Genomic DNA, 15,873 nt, shown 5'->3' on the forward strand with positions numbered 1-15,873 from the left:
GATGACCGCCACGACCACCACCCGCTCCGCGCCCGACCGGCTCCTGGCCGTGCTCGCCGCGTTCGACCACGAGCACACGGCGCTGTCCCTGACCGACATCAGCCGCCGGGCCGGTCTGACGCTGACCACCGCGCACCGCCTGGTGGCCGCCCTGACCTCGTGGGGTGCCCTGGAGCGGGACGGCGCCGGCGTCTACCACGTCGGACTGCGACTGTGGGAGGTCGCGGCGCTCGCACCGCGCGGTCTCGCGCTCAGGCAGATCGCGCTGCCGTACCTGGAGGACCTGTACGAAGCCACGCACGAGAACGTGCAGCTGGCGGTGCGGGACGGAGCGGAGGTCGTCTACACCGAGTGGCTCTCCGGGCGGTCGGCGGTCGGCGTGCACATCCGCGTCGGCGCGCGCTGGCCACTGCACGCCACGGGCGTCGGACTCGCGCTGCTGGCGCACTGCGCCCCGGAGGTCCAGGACCGGTACTGCGCGGGCCCCCTCGCGTCCTTCACCCCCTACACCATCACCGACGGCGAGCGGTTGCGCCGGGTGCTGGCCGAAGTACGGCGCACCGACGTGGCGGTGAGCAGCCGTCAGGTCACCGAGGACGCCCTGTCGGTGGCCGCGCCGGTGCACGGGGCGGGCGGTACGGTGGTCGCCGCCGTGTCGGTCGTCGTACCGCAGGCCGACGCACAGGTACCGGTGCTGATCCCCGCGGTGCGGATGGCGGCGCGCGGGATCTCACGGGCGTTGGGGTGGCAGCCGGGCACGGCCTGAACCGCGGGTCCGGCGCGGCCCGCACCCGCCCCGTCGACTCTGCCGGTGCACCGGGCGATCACCGGCTCAGGTACCGCGAAGACAGTCCTGCCGCGTCAGCTTCTCGTACGTGACGGACACCGGCGCCACCCGGACGCGGAACGCGTAGCAGTACCAGACGGCCGATGTCTCCCCCTCCAGCCGCACGAGCGCGGTCAGCCGGCCCTCGGCGTTCTCCTGGTCCTGGAGCCTGACGCCGCCGGTGCGCCACACCTCGGCGTCGCCGGCCGCGTCGAGTCCGTCGCGGGCGACGGTGGCGCGCAGCTCGGCGACGACGTCCGGGGCGACCTCCTCGGGTGCGCGGTAGCCGACGTGGGGCAGCTTCAGGCAGTCCTCGTAGGGGAGTTCACGCGCGGAGACGTCCGGCGGGTCGGCACGGAAGCGGTAGCAGCCGTCGGCCGTGGTGCCGCCCACCATCCAGCCCGGCGCCGCCCCGTGGAACCGGGCCGTCACGGTGACCGTGCGCCCCTGCCGCCGTACGTCGCCGCCCGGCATCGGCTTGCCGAGGCCCCGGGCGATCTCCGTGCCCAGCAGGGTGCCGTCTGCCGCGGAGGCGGCCAGCCGCTCCCGCACGGCCTCCGCGGCCCCCTTCATCTGGGCACGCGCCTGCGCCTCGTTGTCGTTCTCGGTGTCCACGGCCCACCACCAGAAGCCACCGGCCAGCAGCGCGACGAGCGCAACGAAGCCCAGCAGCACGGTCACGCAGCAGTCCGCCCCGTTCCGTCCCCCGTCAGTCCCCATGGCGCAAGGCTCTCCCGCGACGGCGGACGGGCCGGGTCCCGTGTCCGACACGTGATCGAACAGCAACCAGCCAACCGCCCCCACCGCTCCTTGCGGTGGGGGCGGAGGCACGAGCTCTGAACCTGACCTCCTATTCGGTGCGCAGGGCCGTGGCGGTTCGGGCCCTGGCGGCCCAGCCGGCGGGCAGGAACGCACCCAGGGTGGCGATGAGCAGGCCGCCGAGTGCGAGCGGGAGCAGTTCGGCCCCGTGGTAGACGGCGATGACGGAGTCGGGGAGGCGGAGCCCCACGCTGTCGCCCATCGCGGGCATGACCCAGCCGTGCAGGGCCACGCCGAGCGGCACGCCCAGAGCGCCCGCGACCAGTCCGGTCACGACGACCGAGGTGAGGACCATCGCGAGGGTCTGCCGGGGGGTCATGCCGAGCGCCTTGTGGACTCCGATCTCCCGGACGCGTTCGCGGGTGTCGAGCAGCACGCCGTTGAGCACGCCGAGCGCGGCGACGGCGACGAGCATCAGCGTGAGGATCGCGGACAGCGCGTTGAGCGTGAGGACCATGTCGCTGCCGGCGCCGAGCCCGCCGGCCAGAGCGGTGGCCCCCAGCGGTGCCAGATCCCTGTTCAGCGCGTCGACGTAGCCGGTCACGTCGGTGCCTGACGTGAGCGCGATGTGATGGCTCGTCTCCGTCAGGTCGGGATGTGCGGCCGTGAGGGTCGAGGCGTCGGTGAAGACCTGCATGCCGTCGTTACGGGGGTCGAGGACCTCACCGACGATCCGGACCGTGACCGGCTCGGCCAGGCCGTTCAGGGTGACGGTGTCGCCGATGCGGGTGCCGGTGGCGGCCAGGAAGGGGGTCGGGACGACGGCCTCGCCGGGCCTGTCGATCCAGCGGCCCGAGACCAACGCGAAGCCGCCCCAGGAGGCGTCGCCGGTGAAGGCGTTCACGTCGATGGTGCCGGTCAGGCCGGACACGGTCGCCCGTACCGTCGCGGCGCTGTAGTACTTCCCGGTTCCGGCGGCGGCCTCGATGGCCGCGGCGACCGCGGCGGGATCGGCCTTGGGCTGCTTCCCGGGGCCAGGGCCTTGTGGGCCTTGGGGTCCGAAGTCCGGCAAGGGCGCGGGCACGACGACATCGGCGGCGTCGTGGGCCTTGGCCTTCATCACCTGGCCGAGCGAGGCGCCCATTCCCACCGTGAACGTGACGGCGATGGCACCGAACAGGATCGCCGTGCCCATGGCCAGCGCGCGGGCGGGCCGCGCGAAGGGCCGGGCCAGGCCCAGGGCGACCGGCTGCGGCAACGGCAGCCGTCCGGCCAGGCGGGCCGCCCACCGGCCGCGCCCCGCCGAAGCGGTACGCCCGACAGCGAACGCATCGACCGTACGCAGCCGGCCGGCCCGCCAGGCACTCGCCCACGCGGTCGCCGCCACCAGGCCGAGCACCCCGGCGATCACCGCCAGGTCGACCCAGGGGGCGACGGTCGGGGACGAGGTGCCGTAGACCTCCCCGGTCTCGGCCAGTACGGGGACGGCGAGCAGGTGGCCGGCGAGGACACCGAGGGCCGTGCCGGCGGCGGCCGGGATCAGCGCCTGGCCCACGTAGGCCCGCACGACCTGGGCCGGGGTGAGGCCGACAGCCTTGAGGATGCCGATGCGGCGCGTTCCCGTGCCGACGGCCGACGCGACGACGTTGCCGACGATGAGCACCGACATGACCAGGCCCAGTGCGCCGAACGCGATGAGGAACGGGACGTAGACGGCGGTGTCGCGCTCGGCGCTCTTCTTGACGGTGAGCCAGGACTGTTCGCCGACGGCCGTTCCCGGCGGCAGGGATTCCGTCACGGCCTTGCCGCCCGCCGAGATCTGCGCGGCGGTGCCCGCGTCGGTGAAGCGGTAGAGCATCTGGTAGCCGCCGCTGCCGAGCGCGGTGAGTGCCGGCATCTGGGACGGAACCACCCAGGCGTCAGCGGTCTGCGTGACCGAGCGGGCCACACCGACCACCGTCACTGTCGGACCGCCGGGCAGATCGGGGAAGGCGAGCTTCATGCCCATGGTCGGGAAGAGCGAGGAGTTGGCGGACAGCACGATCTCGCCGGAGCGCGTGGGCCACCGCCCGTCGAGCAGTGCCACCTCGTCCACGTCCCGGCCGGGATCGCCCCGGCCGACCACGGTCATCGGCCCCCCGGGGCCCGCCCCGTCCGACCGCGGGGTGACCGTCGCCGTACGGAACGGCCCGGCTGCGGCGCTCACCCCTTCGGCGTCCTTGGACTTCGACAGCTGCCCGGCGCTCGCCTTGCCCGCGTCGAACTCTACGGACAGATGCGCGCCGTGCTGCCTCGCGAAGGCGTCGTCGAAGGGCGCGCCGGAAACCACGAGCAGCGATCCGCCGAGGACGGAGGCGGCCACCGCCATCATCGTGGCGAGCCCGATCACCAGCGTCTGCACCCGGCGTCGTCCCACCCCCGAGCGCACCACCTTGCCGAGCGCGCTCATCGGACGGCCTCCGGGGCGACGGCCCGCGACCGGACGTCTTCGGTGATCCGGCCGTCGGCGATCCGGACCGTACGGTTCGTGCAGGACCGGGCCAGAGCCAGGTCGTGGGTGACCACGACGATGGTCTGGCCCTCGGCATTGAGGCCGGTGAGCAGCCTGCTGACGTCCTGTCCGGCGGCCGTGTCCAGGGCCCCGGTCGGCTCGTCGGCCAGGAGCAGCGGCGGCCGGTTCATCAACGCCCGGGCCACCGCGACGCGTTGCCGCTCGCCGCCGGACAGCCGCGTCGGGTAGGCGCGGGCGTGCCGGTCGATGCCCAGCAGTTCCAGGAGTTCCACCGCCCGGCGGGCTGCCTCGCCACGTGCCATGCCCGCGAGGCGCGCGGGCAGGACGACATTGTCGGTGACGGTCAGATCGTCGAGCAGGTTGAAGAACTGGAAGATCATGCCGATCTTCGACCGCCGGTAGAGCGCCGATCCGGCTTCGCCCAGCCGGTCCACCCGCACCCCGTCCACGGTGACGGTCCCCGTATCGGGCCGGTCCAGACCCGCGATCAGATTGAGCAGCGTGGACTTGCCGCTGCCGGAAGGGCCGAGGATCGCGACGGCCTCGCCGGGCTGCACGGTCAGCGACGCCGCGTGCAGGGCGGGCGGGCCGTCGTCGTATCGGCGGCTCACCTCGCGCAGTTCGATCACCGGCATGGTCATGAAAGGCTCCTTGGGTACGGGCAGTTGGCTGCGTGAACGCTAGGAGCGGGCCCGGCCCGCGCGCGTCGGCCGCCCGGCCCCATTCCGGTACCGCGCTGGGATGAGCCCCAAAAACGTCATCCCTGCGATGTAGGCGGGTGATGTATCCGGTGCGGCGGGAATGACCACCGGGACGGACTCCGCGGGTCCGTTGCGGCGGCGACAATGAACCGGTGATGGACGTAGGTACGACGCTGGAGCGGCTGCGGGAAGCCGCCCGCCGGACGGTCCGCGACGCCGGGCTTCCGAGCGGTCCGCCGCTGCGGCCCACCCGGCGCGCCTGGCAGTTCGACGCGCTGGTGGCACTGGCACTCGGAATCGCCACCGTCTACTACGGCATCGACAACGCCAATAACGTCGTAGTGCGTGAGATCGCACCCGGCGTGGAGCGCGTCGTGCCGCGCCCGTCCGGCCCCGGCGGAATGGCCTTCATGGTGACCCTCGCGGTCATCGCCTCGAGTGCCCTGGCGCTGCGCCGCCGCTACCCGCTCGCTGTGCTGTGCGTCGTGACGGCCGCGACGCTGGCGACACCGCAGAGCGTCCTGCGGCTGACCTTCTACGCGTTCGTCATCGCCGTCTACAGCGCGGCCGTGTTCAGCCCGTACCGGGTGGCGACCCTGGCGGCGCTGCCGGTGTCGGTCGTCCTGGTCGGCACCTCGGGGAACTCGGTGACACCGATCGTCCCCAACGAATACATCGCTCTTCTGATCCTGGTCCCGATGGCCGTGGCCGCCGTCGGCCTGCGTACCTGGAAACTCCGGACCGACGAGGGCCGCACCCGGCTCTCCGCCCTGGAACGCGAACAGGCCGAGGCGCTGCGCCGGGCCGTCGAGCACGAGCGGGCCAGGATCGCCCGCGAACTGCACGACGTCGTCACGCACAACGTCAGCGTGATGATCATCCAGGCGGGCGCCGCCCGCAAGATCATGAAAACCTCCCCCGAGCAGGCCGGCGAGGCGCTGCTCGCCGTCGAGGCGGGCGGACGGGCGGCCATGACCGAGCTGCGCCACGTCATGGGGCTGCTCACCATGGCCGACGAGGGCGAGGGGACGGACAAAGGTGCGGACCTGGCCGATACGGCGGCGGAGCTGGCCCCGCAACCCGGCCTGGACCAGCTGGAAACGCTGGTCGGGCGGGTCCGGGACACCGGACTGCCCGTCGACCTGACCGTGGCCGGCCCGCCCCGTCCCCTCCCGCCCGGCCTCGAACTCGCCGCCTACCGCGTGGTTCAGGAAGCCCTGACCAACACCGTGAAGCACGCGTCCGGCGCCACCGCCGCCGTGACCGTCGAATACGGCCCGCAGCGGCTCCGGGTGGAAGTCACCGACACCGGTGGAAACCCGGGCGCGGGCGCGCCCACCGGCAACGGCCGGGGCCTGATCGGCCTGCGGGAGCGCCTCGCCGTCCACGACGGAACCCTGAACACCGGCCGGCGCCTGACCGGCGGCTACCGTGTGGAGGCCCTGATCCCCTTGGAGACACCGTGACCGAGCCCCTGCGTGTGCTCCTCGCCGACGACCAGACCCTGGTCCGCACCGGATTCCGGTTGATCCTCGGCGCCGACGGCATCGACGTCGTCGCCGAGGCGACCAACGGAACCGAAGCGGTCGAGGCCGCCCGCCGCACCCGTCCCGACGTGGTCCTGATGGACGTCCGGATGCCCGAGATGGACGGCCTGGAGGCCACCCGCCGTATCCTCACCGGCGCCTCCGACAAACCCCGCGTCATCATCCTGACCACCTTCGACCTCGACCGATACGTCTACGCGGCACTGTCCGCCGGGGCCAGCGGCTTCCTCCTCAAGGACGTCACCCCCGAGCATCTGACCGCGGCCGTCCGCACGGTCCGTACCGGCGACGCTCTCCTCGCGCCTGCCATCACCCGCCGCCTCGTGCAACGGTTCGCCCAGAGCGGCGGCGACACCGCCGCCCTCCACCACGACCTCGCCTCGCTCACGCCGCGCGAACTGGAGGTCCTCGGCCTGCTGGCCCGCGGACTGAGCAACGCCGAACTCGCCACCCGCCTCCACCTGGCCGAGGCGACCGTCAAGACGCACGTCGCCCGCATCCTCGCCAAGCTCGGACTCCGTGACCGTGTCCAGGCCGTCATCCTCGCCTACGAGACAGGACTGGTCAGCGCCGGCGCACACGAGGCCGCCCGGCAGTCCACCGAGGAGACGTAGACCGAAGCCGCAGCTCAAGAGATGACGACACAGCCGTCGTCCGCTGAGCGCAAGGGTCGACCGGCACCTGTCGGCCGCGGTCTTCACCGGGTGAACCGCCGTGCCCCAGAACGACATTCTCTGCTTCACCTCTTGACGACCGGGATGGCTGAGAGCACATTGGGCGCACTTTGAGAGCGCTCTCAAAGACTCTCGAAGGGCTGTCCCAGGCACCCGCGCACCCCACTCCGTACCCGAGAGGCATCCCCCCCATGAGTGAAACCTCCGGCATACCCCGCAGACGGCGCCCCCTGAGGCGGGCGCTCGTCGCCGTGATCGGCACCCTGGGCCTGGCGGCGGCCGCCGCCACCACCGCCGTCCTCCCCGCGAACGCCTCCGCGCCCACGCCCCCGTCGGGCTGGACCCAGGTCTTCCTGGACGACTTCAACGGCGCCGCGGGCACCGGCGTCAACACGGGCAACTGGCAGTACGCGACCGGGACTTCGTATCCGGGCGGCCCCGCCAACTGGGGCACCGGCGAGGTCGAGACGATGACCAACAGCACCAACAACGTCTCGCTCGACGGCAACGGCAACCTGCGTATCACCCCGCTGCGCGACGCGGCCGGCAAGTGGACCTCGGGCCGCATCGAGACCAACCGCACCGACTTCCAGCCCCCGTCCGGCGGCAGGCTGCGCGTCGAGGCGCGCCTGCAGATGCCCAACGTCACCGGCACCGCCGCCGAGGGCTACTGGCCGGCGTTCTGGATGCTGGGCGCGCCGTACCGGGGCAACTACCAGAACTGGCCGAGCGTCGGCGAGCTGGACATCATGGAGAACGTCCAGGGCCGCAACACGGTGTGGGCCACGATGCACTGCGGCACCAACCCGGGCGGTCCGTGCAACGAGACGTCCGGTATCGGCAACAACACCGCGTGCCCCAACACCACCTGCCAGTCCGGCTTCCACACCTACACCATGGAGTGGGACCGCTCGGTCAGCCCGGAGGCGATCCGCTTCTCCGTCGACGGCGTCACCTTCCACACCGTGACGGCCAACCAGGTCGACGCGACGACCTGGTCCAACGCCACCAACCACGGGTTCTTCGTCATCCTGAACGTGGCGATGGGCGGCGCCTTCCCGGACGCGTTCGGCGGCGGCCTGGACGGTGACACTCGCTCCGGCGTCCCGATGGTCGTGGACTATGTGCAGGTGCTCCAGTCGACGGGCGGTGGGGGCGGTACCACTCCCCCGCCGACCGGCAACCGCGACGCCTACAGCGCCGTCCAGGCCGAGTCCTACGACGGCCAGTCGGGCGTGAGCACCGAGTCGACGTCCGACACCGGCGGCGGCCAGGACATCGGCTCGCTGGCAGGCGGCGACTGGGCCCTCTTCAAGGGCGTCAACTTCGGCTCCAGCGCGGCCAAGCAGTTCTACGCCCGGGTGGCGAGCGGCGCGGCGGGCGGTGTCAGCGGGCTGGTCGAGGTCCGCCTGGACAATCGCACCAACGCCCCCGTCGGCAGCTTCTCCGTGGCCAACACGGGTGGTTGGCAGTCGTGGAAGACCGTCCCGGCGAACATCACCTCCGTGACCGGTACGCACGACGTGTATCTGACCTTCACCAGTGGCCAGCCGTCGGACTTCGTGAACGTCAACTGGTTCAACTTCGGTCACTGACACGGCGGTACACGGGTGCCCCGCGAGGAGGACCTCGCGGGGTCACTCGCGTCACCGGCCGGAAAAGAGACAGAACTCGTTGCCCTCGGGATCCCCCAGGACGACATGATCCGCATGCCGGCCGACGATGCTCGCGCCCAGCTCGCCCAACCGCTCGACCTCCCCCTCCAGATCCTCGGCACGCAGGTCCACGTGCACGCGGTTCTTCCCGCACTTGCCCTCCGGCACCCGCTGGAACCACAACCGCGGCCCGCCGTCCGCCGGTTCGACCAGCACGGTCGGATCGTCCTCGGTGCTGGTGATGCCGAGCGCGCGCAGGCGGGCGAGTTCGGTGTCGTCGTAGGGGGCGACGGCGTACCCCTCCAGGGCCGCGGCCCAGAAGCGGGCTGTCGCGGCGGGCCGAGCGCAGTCGAAGACGATGTCGTGAAGTCGCGCCACGCGGCCCATGATCCGCCCCCGTGGCGCACACGTCACCCCTGAACCGCGCGCCGGTTCACCGCAGCTCCGCCCGGAACGCCGCCGGCGTCAGGTCCGTGTGCTGGTGGAAGAACTTGGAGAAGTTCGCCGCGTCGGGGAAGCCGACCGCCGCGCCGACGCGGCCGATGGGCAGGGCCGTGTGGGCGAGGAGGCGTTTGGCCTCCAGGACGACCCGCTTGTCGATGAAGCCCTTGGGCGTCTCGCCGGTGGCGGCGCGGACCGCGCGGACGAGGGTGCGGCGGGAGTAACCGAGGGCGTCGGCGTAGGCGCTGACGCTGTGGTTGGTGGCGAATCCCTTCTCGACGGCGTCCCGGAAGAGGGTGAAGGTGGTGTCGGCCTGGCGGCGCTCCGCCTCGGCGGAGCGGGACGCGAGGTGTGACAGGCGCAGCAGGAACGCCGTGAGGGAGTGGCGCAGGACGGCGGTGTGCAGGCTCGGCGGCAGGGTCTCGGTGTCCTCGTACTCGCGTCTCAGCTGGGTGAGGGCCGCGCGCAGGGCGGCGAGGTGGGGCTCGTCGGGGTGGAGCAGGGGCGGCAGGTCGTAGCGGTACAGGCCGGTGGCCTCCACCGTGGCGCGGGGCAGGAAGCCGGGCTGCATGGTCAGGACGGTTCCGCGGTACTCGCTCGTGCGCGAGAAGCGGTGGACCTGGCCCGGGCGGATCCACAGCACGTCGCCGGCCGTGGCCTCGTACTCGGCGAAGTCGACCATGTGCCGGACCGGGCCGTCGCCGAACAGCATCACGACATGGAAGTCGATGCGGTGGACACGCTCGAGAGGGGCGTCGGCGTGCCAGGTGCGGTCGGTGCCCATCGGGCCGACCTGCATCCCCACGCCGCCGACGCTGAGACCGACCGGGAAGGGGAACGTTCTGATCGCGTTGGTGCCGCCGTCACCGTCCGCGGGTTGGATGGTTTCGTCCGCCATGTCCTTCTCGTGCCGCCTCAGGCCTGGTGTTGGTGTCCCACTTTCACCAAAGGCTGGCACACGGAGACCTACCACCGTAAAAGTCAGACTTTTAAGTTTGAACACGTCAGAGCAGCTTCCCCGCTCCCATCGAGGACTTCTTGAAGATGAGCACGCAGACGCCCGACAGCTTCGAGTGGACCGAACTCGACCGGCGTGCCGTCGACACCGCCCGCCTTCTGGCGGCGGATGCCGTACAGCAGGTCGGCAACGGCCACCCGGGCACCGCCATGGCCCTGGCCCCGGCGGCGTACACGATCTTTCAGAAGGTGATGCGCCATGACCCGGCCGACCCGGAGTGGACCGGCCGCGACCGGTTCGTGCTCTCCCCCGGCCACACCTCGCTGACCCTCTACACCCAGCTCTTCCTCGCCGGCTACGAGCTGGAGCTCGACGACCTGAGGGCGTTCCGGACGCACGGCTCGAAGACCCCCGGCCACCCCGAGTACGGGCACACCGCCGGCGTCGAGACCACCACGGGACCGCTCGGCCAGGGGGTCGCGAACGCGGTGGGCATGGCGATGGCCGCCCGCTACGAACGCGGCCTGTTCGACCCCGACGCCCCCGAGGGCACCTCCCCCTTCGACCACACCATCTGGGCGATCGTCTCCGACGGCGACCTCCAGGAGGGCGTCTCCGCCGAGGCGTCCTCCCTGGCCGGGCACCAGCAGCTCGGCAACCTGGTCTTCCTCTACGACGACAACCACATCTCCATCGAGGGCGACACCGCCACCGCGTTCTCCGAGGACGTGCTGAAGCGGTACGAGGCGTACGGCTGGCACGTGCAGCGGATCGAGCCGGCGGAGAACGGCGACGTCGACGTGCACGCGCTGCACGCCGCCCTGAAGGCGGCGCGGGCCGAGACCGGGCGCCCCTCGATCGTCGCGATGCGCACGATCATCGCCTGGCCCGCCCCGAACGCGCAGAACACCGAGGCCTCGCACGGCTCCGCGCTCGGCGAGGACGAGGTCGCCGCCACCAAGCGCGTCCTCGGCTTCGACCCCGCGCAGAGCTTCCAGGTCGCCGACGACGTCCTCGCCCACACCCGGACGGCCCTGGACCGGGGCGCCGAGGCGCACAACGTCTGGGACAAGCGGATCGCCGAGTGGCGCGCCGCAAGCCCGGAGCGCGCCGAGGTGTTCGACCGGGTCGTCGCCGGTCAGCTCCCCGAGGGCTGGGAGGACGCCCTGCCGGTGTTCGAGGAGGGCCAGTCCCTCGCGACCCGCGCCGCCTCCGGCAAGGTGCTCCAGTCGCTCGGCGCCGTGATCCCCGAGCTGTGGGGCGGCTCCGCCGACCTCGCCGGTTCGAACAACACCACCATCGACAAGACGTCGTCGTTCCTGCCGAGGGGCAACCCGCTGCCCGAGGCCGACCCGTACGGCCGAACGATCCACTTCGGCATCCGTGAGTTCTCGATGGCCGCGGAGATGAACGGCATCGCCCTGCACGGCAACACCCGTATCTACGGCGGTACGTTCCTGGTCTTCTCCGACTACATGCGCAACGCCGTGCGGATGTCGGCCCTGATGCAGCTGCCGGTGACGTACGTGTGGACGCACGACTCCATCGGCCTCGGCGAGGACGGCCCCACCCACCAGCCGGTCGAGCATCTGGCCGCCCTGCGGGCCATTCCCGGTCTGAACGTGGTCCGTCCGGCCGACGCCAACGAGACCGCGATCGCGTGGGCGGAGATCCTCAGGCGGCACTCCACCGACCCGGCCCCGCACGGCCTCGCCCTCACCCGTCAGGGTGTACCGACCTACGCGCCGAACCCGGACGCCGCGCGCGGCGGGTACGTGCTGAAGGACTCCTCCGGCGAGACCCCGGACGTCGTCCTGATCGCCACCGGTTCCGAGGTCCGGCTCGCCGTCGCGGCCCGCGAGGCGCTGGAGGCCGAGGGGATCGGCACCCGTGTGGTGTCGATGCCGTCGGTGGAGTGGTTCGAGGAGCAGCCGCGTGCTTACCGCGAGAGCGTCCTTCCACCGTCCGTGCGGGCCCGCGTCGCAGTCGAGGCCGGGATCGGTCTGACGTGGTACCGGTTCACAGGAGACGCCGGACGCATCGTCTCCCTCGAACACTTCGGTGCCTCCGCCGACGCGAAGGTGCTGTTCGCCGAGTTCGGCTTCACCCCCGAGAACGTCGTCGCCGCAGCCCGGGATTCCCTGGCCGCCGCGCGTGGTTGATCCGACCGCCAGAAAGAAGATGATCACTGTGAGCGAAGCAACCGCGAACGCGGGAGCACTGAAGCGCCTGTCCGACGAGGGCGTCTCGATCTGGTTGGACGACCTGTCCCGCAGGCGCATCGAGTCCGGCAACCTCGCCGAACTCGTCGAGACCAGGAACGTGGTGGGTGTCACCACCAACCCGTCCATCTTCCAGGCCGCGATCGGCTCGGGTGAGGGCTACGAGGAGCAGCTCGCCGACCTCGCCGCGCGGAGCGTGACGGTCGACGAGGCCGTCCGGATGATGACGACCGCCGACGTGCGTGCCGCCGCCGATGTGCTGCATTCCGTCTACACCGCGACCGACGGCCGCGACGGCCGGGTCTCCATCGAGGTCGACCCCCGCCTCGCCCACCACACCGCGGCCACGATCGCCGAGGCCAAGCAGCTCGCCTGGCTCGTCGACCGCCCCAACGTGATGATCAAGATTCCGGCGACGAAGGCGGGCCTGCCGGCCATCACCGAGGTCGTCGGCCTCGGCATCAGCGTCAACGTCACGCTGATCTTCTCCCTGGAGCGCTACAGCGAGGTCATGGACGCCTACCTCGCCGGCCTGGAGAAGGCACGGGCGGCCGGCCTCGACCTGTCCCGCATCCACTCCGTGGCCTCCTTCTTCGTCTCCCGCGTCGACTCCGAGATCGACAAGCGGCTCACCGTCCTCGGCACGGACGAGGCCCTCGCGCTGAAGGGCAGGGCCGCGCTGGCCAACGCCCGGCTCGCCTACGAGGCGTACGAGGCCGTGTTCGGCTTTGCCGACAGTTCGACACAGCCCGGTGCGCGCTGGACCGCCCTCGCCGGGGCGAAGGCCAACAAGCAGCGCCCGCTGTGGGCCTCGACCGGCGTGAAGGACCCGGCGTACAAGGACACCCTGTACGTGGACGAGCTGGTCGCGCCCGGCACGGTCAACACCATGCCGGAGGCCACCCTGAACGCCACCGCGGATCACGGGCGGATCACCGGGAACACGGTCACCGGCGGCTACGCCCAGGCCCGCGCGGACCTCGCCGCCGTGGAGCGGCTCGGCATCTCCTACGACGAGGTCGTGCAGCGCCTGGAGGACGAGGGCGTAGCCAAGTTCGAGGCGGCCTGGGACGACCTGCTGGCCGCCGTGACGAAGGCACTGGACAGCAAGGGAGTTGAGGGGGAATGACCTCCGACTGGACCAACCCGCTCCGCGACGAGCGCGACCGGCGGCTGCCGCGGATCGCCGGTCCGTCCGGGCTCGTCATCTTCGGCGTCACCGGCGACCTGTCCCGCAAGAAGCTGATGCCGGCCGTCTACGACCTGGCCAACCGCGGTCTGCTGCCGCCGGGCTTCTCCCTGGTGGGCTTCGCCCGCCGCGACTGGGAGGACCAGGACTTCGCGCAGGTCGTCCACGACGCCGTCCGCGAGCACGCGCGCACCGAGTTCCGCGAGGAGGTCTGGCAGCAGCTCGCCGAGGGCATGCGGTTCATCCCCGGCGACTTCGACGACGACACGGCGTTCAAGTCGCTGCGCCAGACGGTGGACGACCTCGACGCGGCCCGCGGCACCAGTGGCAACTACGCCTTCTATCTCTCCGTACCGCCGAAGTTCTTCCCCAAGGTCGTCCAGCAACTGAAGAAGCACGGGCTGGCGAAGGCCCGGGAGGGGTCCTGGCGGCGCGCGGTCATCGAGAAGCCGTTCGGGCGCGACCTGACGAGCGCGCGTGAGCTGAACGCGATCGTGCACGACGTGTTCGAGCCGGACCAGGTGTTCCGCATCGACCACTACCTGGGCAAGGAGACCGTCCAGAACATCCTGGCGCTGCGCTTCGCCAACGAGATGTACGAGCCGATCTGGAACCGGTCGTACGTCGACCACATCCAGATCACGATGGCCGAGGACATCGGCATCGGCGGCCGCGCCGGCTACTACGACGGCATCGGCGCCGCCCGTGACGTCATCCAGAACCACCTCCTGCAGCTGATGGCGCTCACCGCGATGGAGGAACCCATCGCCTTCGACGCCGAGGCGCTGCTCACGGAGAAGCTCAAGGTGCTGAAGTCCGTGCGGCTGCCGGAGAACCTGGGCGAGCACACCGTCCTCGCGCAGTACGCGGAGGGCTGGCAGGGCGGCGAGAAGGTGGCCGGCTACCTCCAGGAGGAGGGCATCGACCCGGCCTCCGGGACCGACACCTACGCGGCGATCAAGCTGGAGGTGGACAACCGCCGCTGGGCGGGCGTGCCCTTCTACCTGCGCACCGGCAAGCGGCTGGGCCGCCGGGTCACCGAGATCGCGGTGGTCTTCAAGCGGGCCCCGCACTCCCCCTTCGACTCCACCGCCACGGAGGAGCTCGGGCAGAACGCGATCGTCTTCCGCGTCCAGCCCGACGAGGGCATGACGGTCCGTTTCGGTTCGAAGGTGCCGGGCACCTCGATGGAGATCAGGGACGTGTCGATGGACTTCGCCTACGGCGAGTCCTTCACCGAGTCCAGCCCGGAGGCGTACGAGCGGCTCATCCTGGACGTGCTGCTCGGCGACGCCAACCTGTTCCCCCGCCACCAGGAAGTGGAAGAGTCCTGGAAGATCCTCGATCCGATCGAGGAGTACTGGGCGACACACGGCAGGCCCGCGCAGTACCCCTCGGGCAGCTGGGGACCCGGGGAAGCGGACGAGATGCTCGCACGAGACGGACGGAGCTGGCGCAGGCCATGAAGATCGACCTGACCGACACCACGGCAAGCAAGATCAACAAGGCGCTGGTGCAGGGGCGCCGCGCCATCGGCACCCCCGCCGTGGGCATGGTCCTGACGATGGTGATCGTCACGGACGAGGAGAACGCCTACGACGCGATCAAGGCCGCCGAGGCGGCCTCGCACGAGCACCCCTCGCGCACCCTGGTCGTCATCAAGCGGCAGGCCCGCACCCCGCGCGACCGGACCCGCTCGCACCTGGACGCGGAGGTGCGCGTGGGCGCCGACGCGGGCACCGGCGAGACGGTCATCCTGCGGACGTACGGCGAGGTGTCCGACCACGCCGACTCCGTGGTGCTGCCGCTGCTGCTGCCGGACGCGCCGGTGGTCGTGTGGTGGCCGGTGGACGCGCCCGAGGTGCCCTCGAAGGACCCGCTGGGCGCGCTGGCGCAGCGCAGGATCACCGACCTGTACGCGGTGGACAACGCGATCGACGTGCTGCGGTCGCGGGTGCGCTCGTACGCGCCGGGTGACACCGACCTGGCCTGGACCCGGCTGACGCCGTGGCGCTCGATGCTGGCCGCGGCCCTGGACCAGGCCCGCGCGAGGATCATCTCGGCGGCGGTGGAGGCCGAGGCCGAGAACCCGGCCGCCGAGCTGCTCGCGCGCTGGCTGGAGGCCCGTCTCGGCGTCAGGGTCGACCGGGTCGTCACCGCGGGCCCGGTCGTCACGGCCGTGCGCCTGGGCACCGAGAACGGCGAGATCGTCATCGACCGCCCCGAGGGCCCGCTCGCCACGCTCTCGCTGCCGCACCAGCCCCCGCGCACCCTCGCGCTGAAGGTCCGCACCACCTCCGAACTCATCGCCGAGGAGCTCAGGCGCCTCGACGCCGACGAGATGTACGCCGTCGCCCTGCGCGGCGAGGGCACCAAGGAGACCGTCTGA

The 15,873-nt window shown here is 71.5% G+C and carries 13 protein-coding genes; 8 read left to right on the top strand and 5 right to left on the bottom strand.

Annotated elements, in window-relative coordinates; translation table 11 throughout:
• Position 1: 1 nt before the first annotated feature.
• Positions 2-766: an IclR family transcriptional regulator gene (locus tag ACFYWX_RS00090; RefSeq protein WP_389421724.1), complete on the top strand. Its 765-nt coding sequence runs from the start codon at positions 2-4 to the stop codon at positions 764-766.
• A 66-nt stretch (positions 767-832) separates the two neighbouring features.
• Here ACFYWX_RS00090 and ACFYWX_RS00095 read toward each other — a convergent pair whose 3' ends face one another.
• From ACFYWX_RS00095 to ACFYWX_RS00105, 3 genes are all read right to left on the bottom strand, one after another.
• On the bottom strand, positions 833-1,546 hold the full coding sequence (locus ACFYWX_RS00095) for a hypothetical protein (protein ID WP_389421725.1): 714 nt from the start codon (positions 1,544-1,546) through the stop codon (positions 833-835).
• A 130-nt stretch (positions 1,547-1,676) separates the two neighbouring features.
• Positions 1,677-4,034, bottom strand: a complete 2,358-nt coding sequence (locus tag ACFYWX_RS00100; protein WP_389421726.1) for an ABC transporter permease — start codon at positions 4,032-4,034, stop codon at positions 1,677-1,679.
• Positions 4,031-4,738: an ABC transporter ATP-binding protein gene (locus ACFYWX_RS00105; protein WP_389421727.1), complete on the bottom strand. Its 708-nt coding sequence runs from the start codon at positions 4,736-4,738 to the stop codon at positions 4,031-4,033. The genes ACFYWX_RS00100 and ACFYWX_RS00105 overlap by 4 nt, the downstream gene beginning before the upstream one ends.
• A gap of 215 nt (positions 4,739-4,953) precedes the next feature.
• On the opposite strand from ACFYWX_RS00105, the gene ACFYWX_RS00110 reads away from it, so the two are divergent.
• The 3 genes from ACFYWX_RS00110 to ACFYWX_RS00120 all read left to right on the top strand — a co-directional run bounded on the left by ACFYWX_RS00110 (position 4,954) and on the right by ACFYWX_RS00120 (position 8,614).
• Entirely contained in the window at positions 4,954-6,264 is a 1,311-nt protein-coding gene (locus tag ACFYWX_RS00110; protein WP_389421728.1) for a sensor histidine kinase, read from the top strand.
• Positions 6,261-6,959 carry a response regulator gene (locus ACFYWX_RS00115; protein ID WP_389421729.1) on the top strand — a complete coding sequence of 233 codons (699 nt, stop codon included), beginning with the start codon at positions 6,261-6,263 and terminating at the stop codon, positions 6,957-6,959. The genes ACFYWX_RS00110 and ACFYWX_RS00115 overlap by 4 nt, the downstream gene beginning before the upstream one ends.
• Positions 6,960-7,210: 251 nt before the next feature.
• Positions 7,211-8,614: a glycoside hydrolase family 16 protein gene (locus ACFYWX_RS00120; RefSeq protein WP_389421730.1), complete on the top strand. Its 1,404-nt coding sequence runs from the start codon at positions 7,211-7,213 to the stop codon at positions 8,612-8,614.
• Positions 8,615-8,665: 51 nt separating this feature from the next.
• Here the strand turns inward: ACFYWX_RS00120 and ACFYWX_RS00125 are convergent, their stop codons facing one another.
• On the bottom strand, positions 8,666-9,052 hold the full coding sequence (locus ACFYWX_RS00125) for a VOC family protein (protein ID WP_389421731.1): 387 nt from the start codon (positions 9,050-9,052) through the stop codon (positions 8,666-8,668).
• Positions 9,053-9,107: 55 nt separating this feature from the next.
• Complete coding sequence (locus ACFYWX_RS00130) at positions 9,108-10,013, bottom strand: helix-turn-helix domain-containing protein (RefSeq protein WP_389421732.1); 906 nt, start codon at positions 10,011-10,013, stop codon at positions 9,108-9,110.
• Positions 10,014-10,159: 146 nt separating this feature from the next.
• Between ACFYWX_RS00130 and tkt the strand changes: the two genes are divergently transcribed.
• From tkt to opcA, 4 genes are read left to right on the top strand one after another with little or no spacing between them, the layout of a single operon-like run.
• Complete coding sequence (gene tkt / locus ACFYWX_RS00135; RefSeq protein ID WP_389421733.1) at positions 10,160-12,235, top strand: transketolase; 2,076 nt, start codon at positions 10,160-10,162, stop codon at positions 12,233-12,235.
• Between the two features lie 19 nt (positions 12,236-12,254).
• Positions 12,255-13,424, top strand: coding sequence for a transaldolase (gene tal, locus ACFYWX_RS00140; protein WP_389421734.1), 1,170 nt, complete (start codon positions 12,255-12,257; stop codon positions 13,422-13,424).
• Positions 13,421-14,950, top strand: a complete 1,530-nt coding sequence (gene zwf / locus ACFYWX_RS00145) for a glucose-6-phosphate dehydrogenase (protein ID WP_389421735.1) — start codon at positions 13,421-13,423, stop codon at positions 14,948-14,950. Before tal ends, zwf begins: the two co-directional genes overlap by 4 nt.
• Positions 14,947-15,873: a glucose-6-phosphate dehydrogenase assembly protein OpcA gene (gene opcA / locus ACFYWX_RS00150; protein WP_389421736.1), complete on the top strand. Its 927-nt coding sequence runs from the start codon at positions 14,947-14,949 to the stop codon at positions 15,871-15,873. Before zwf ends, opcA begins: the two co-directional genes overlap by 4 nt.

It is taken from the genome of Streptomyces sp. NPDC002888 (assembly GCF_042888465.1).
Lineage (GTDB): Bacteria > Actinomycetota > Actinomycetes > Streptomycetales > Streptomycetaceae > Streptomyces.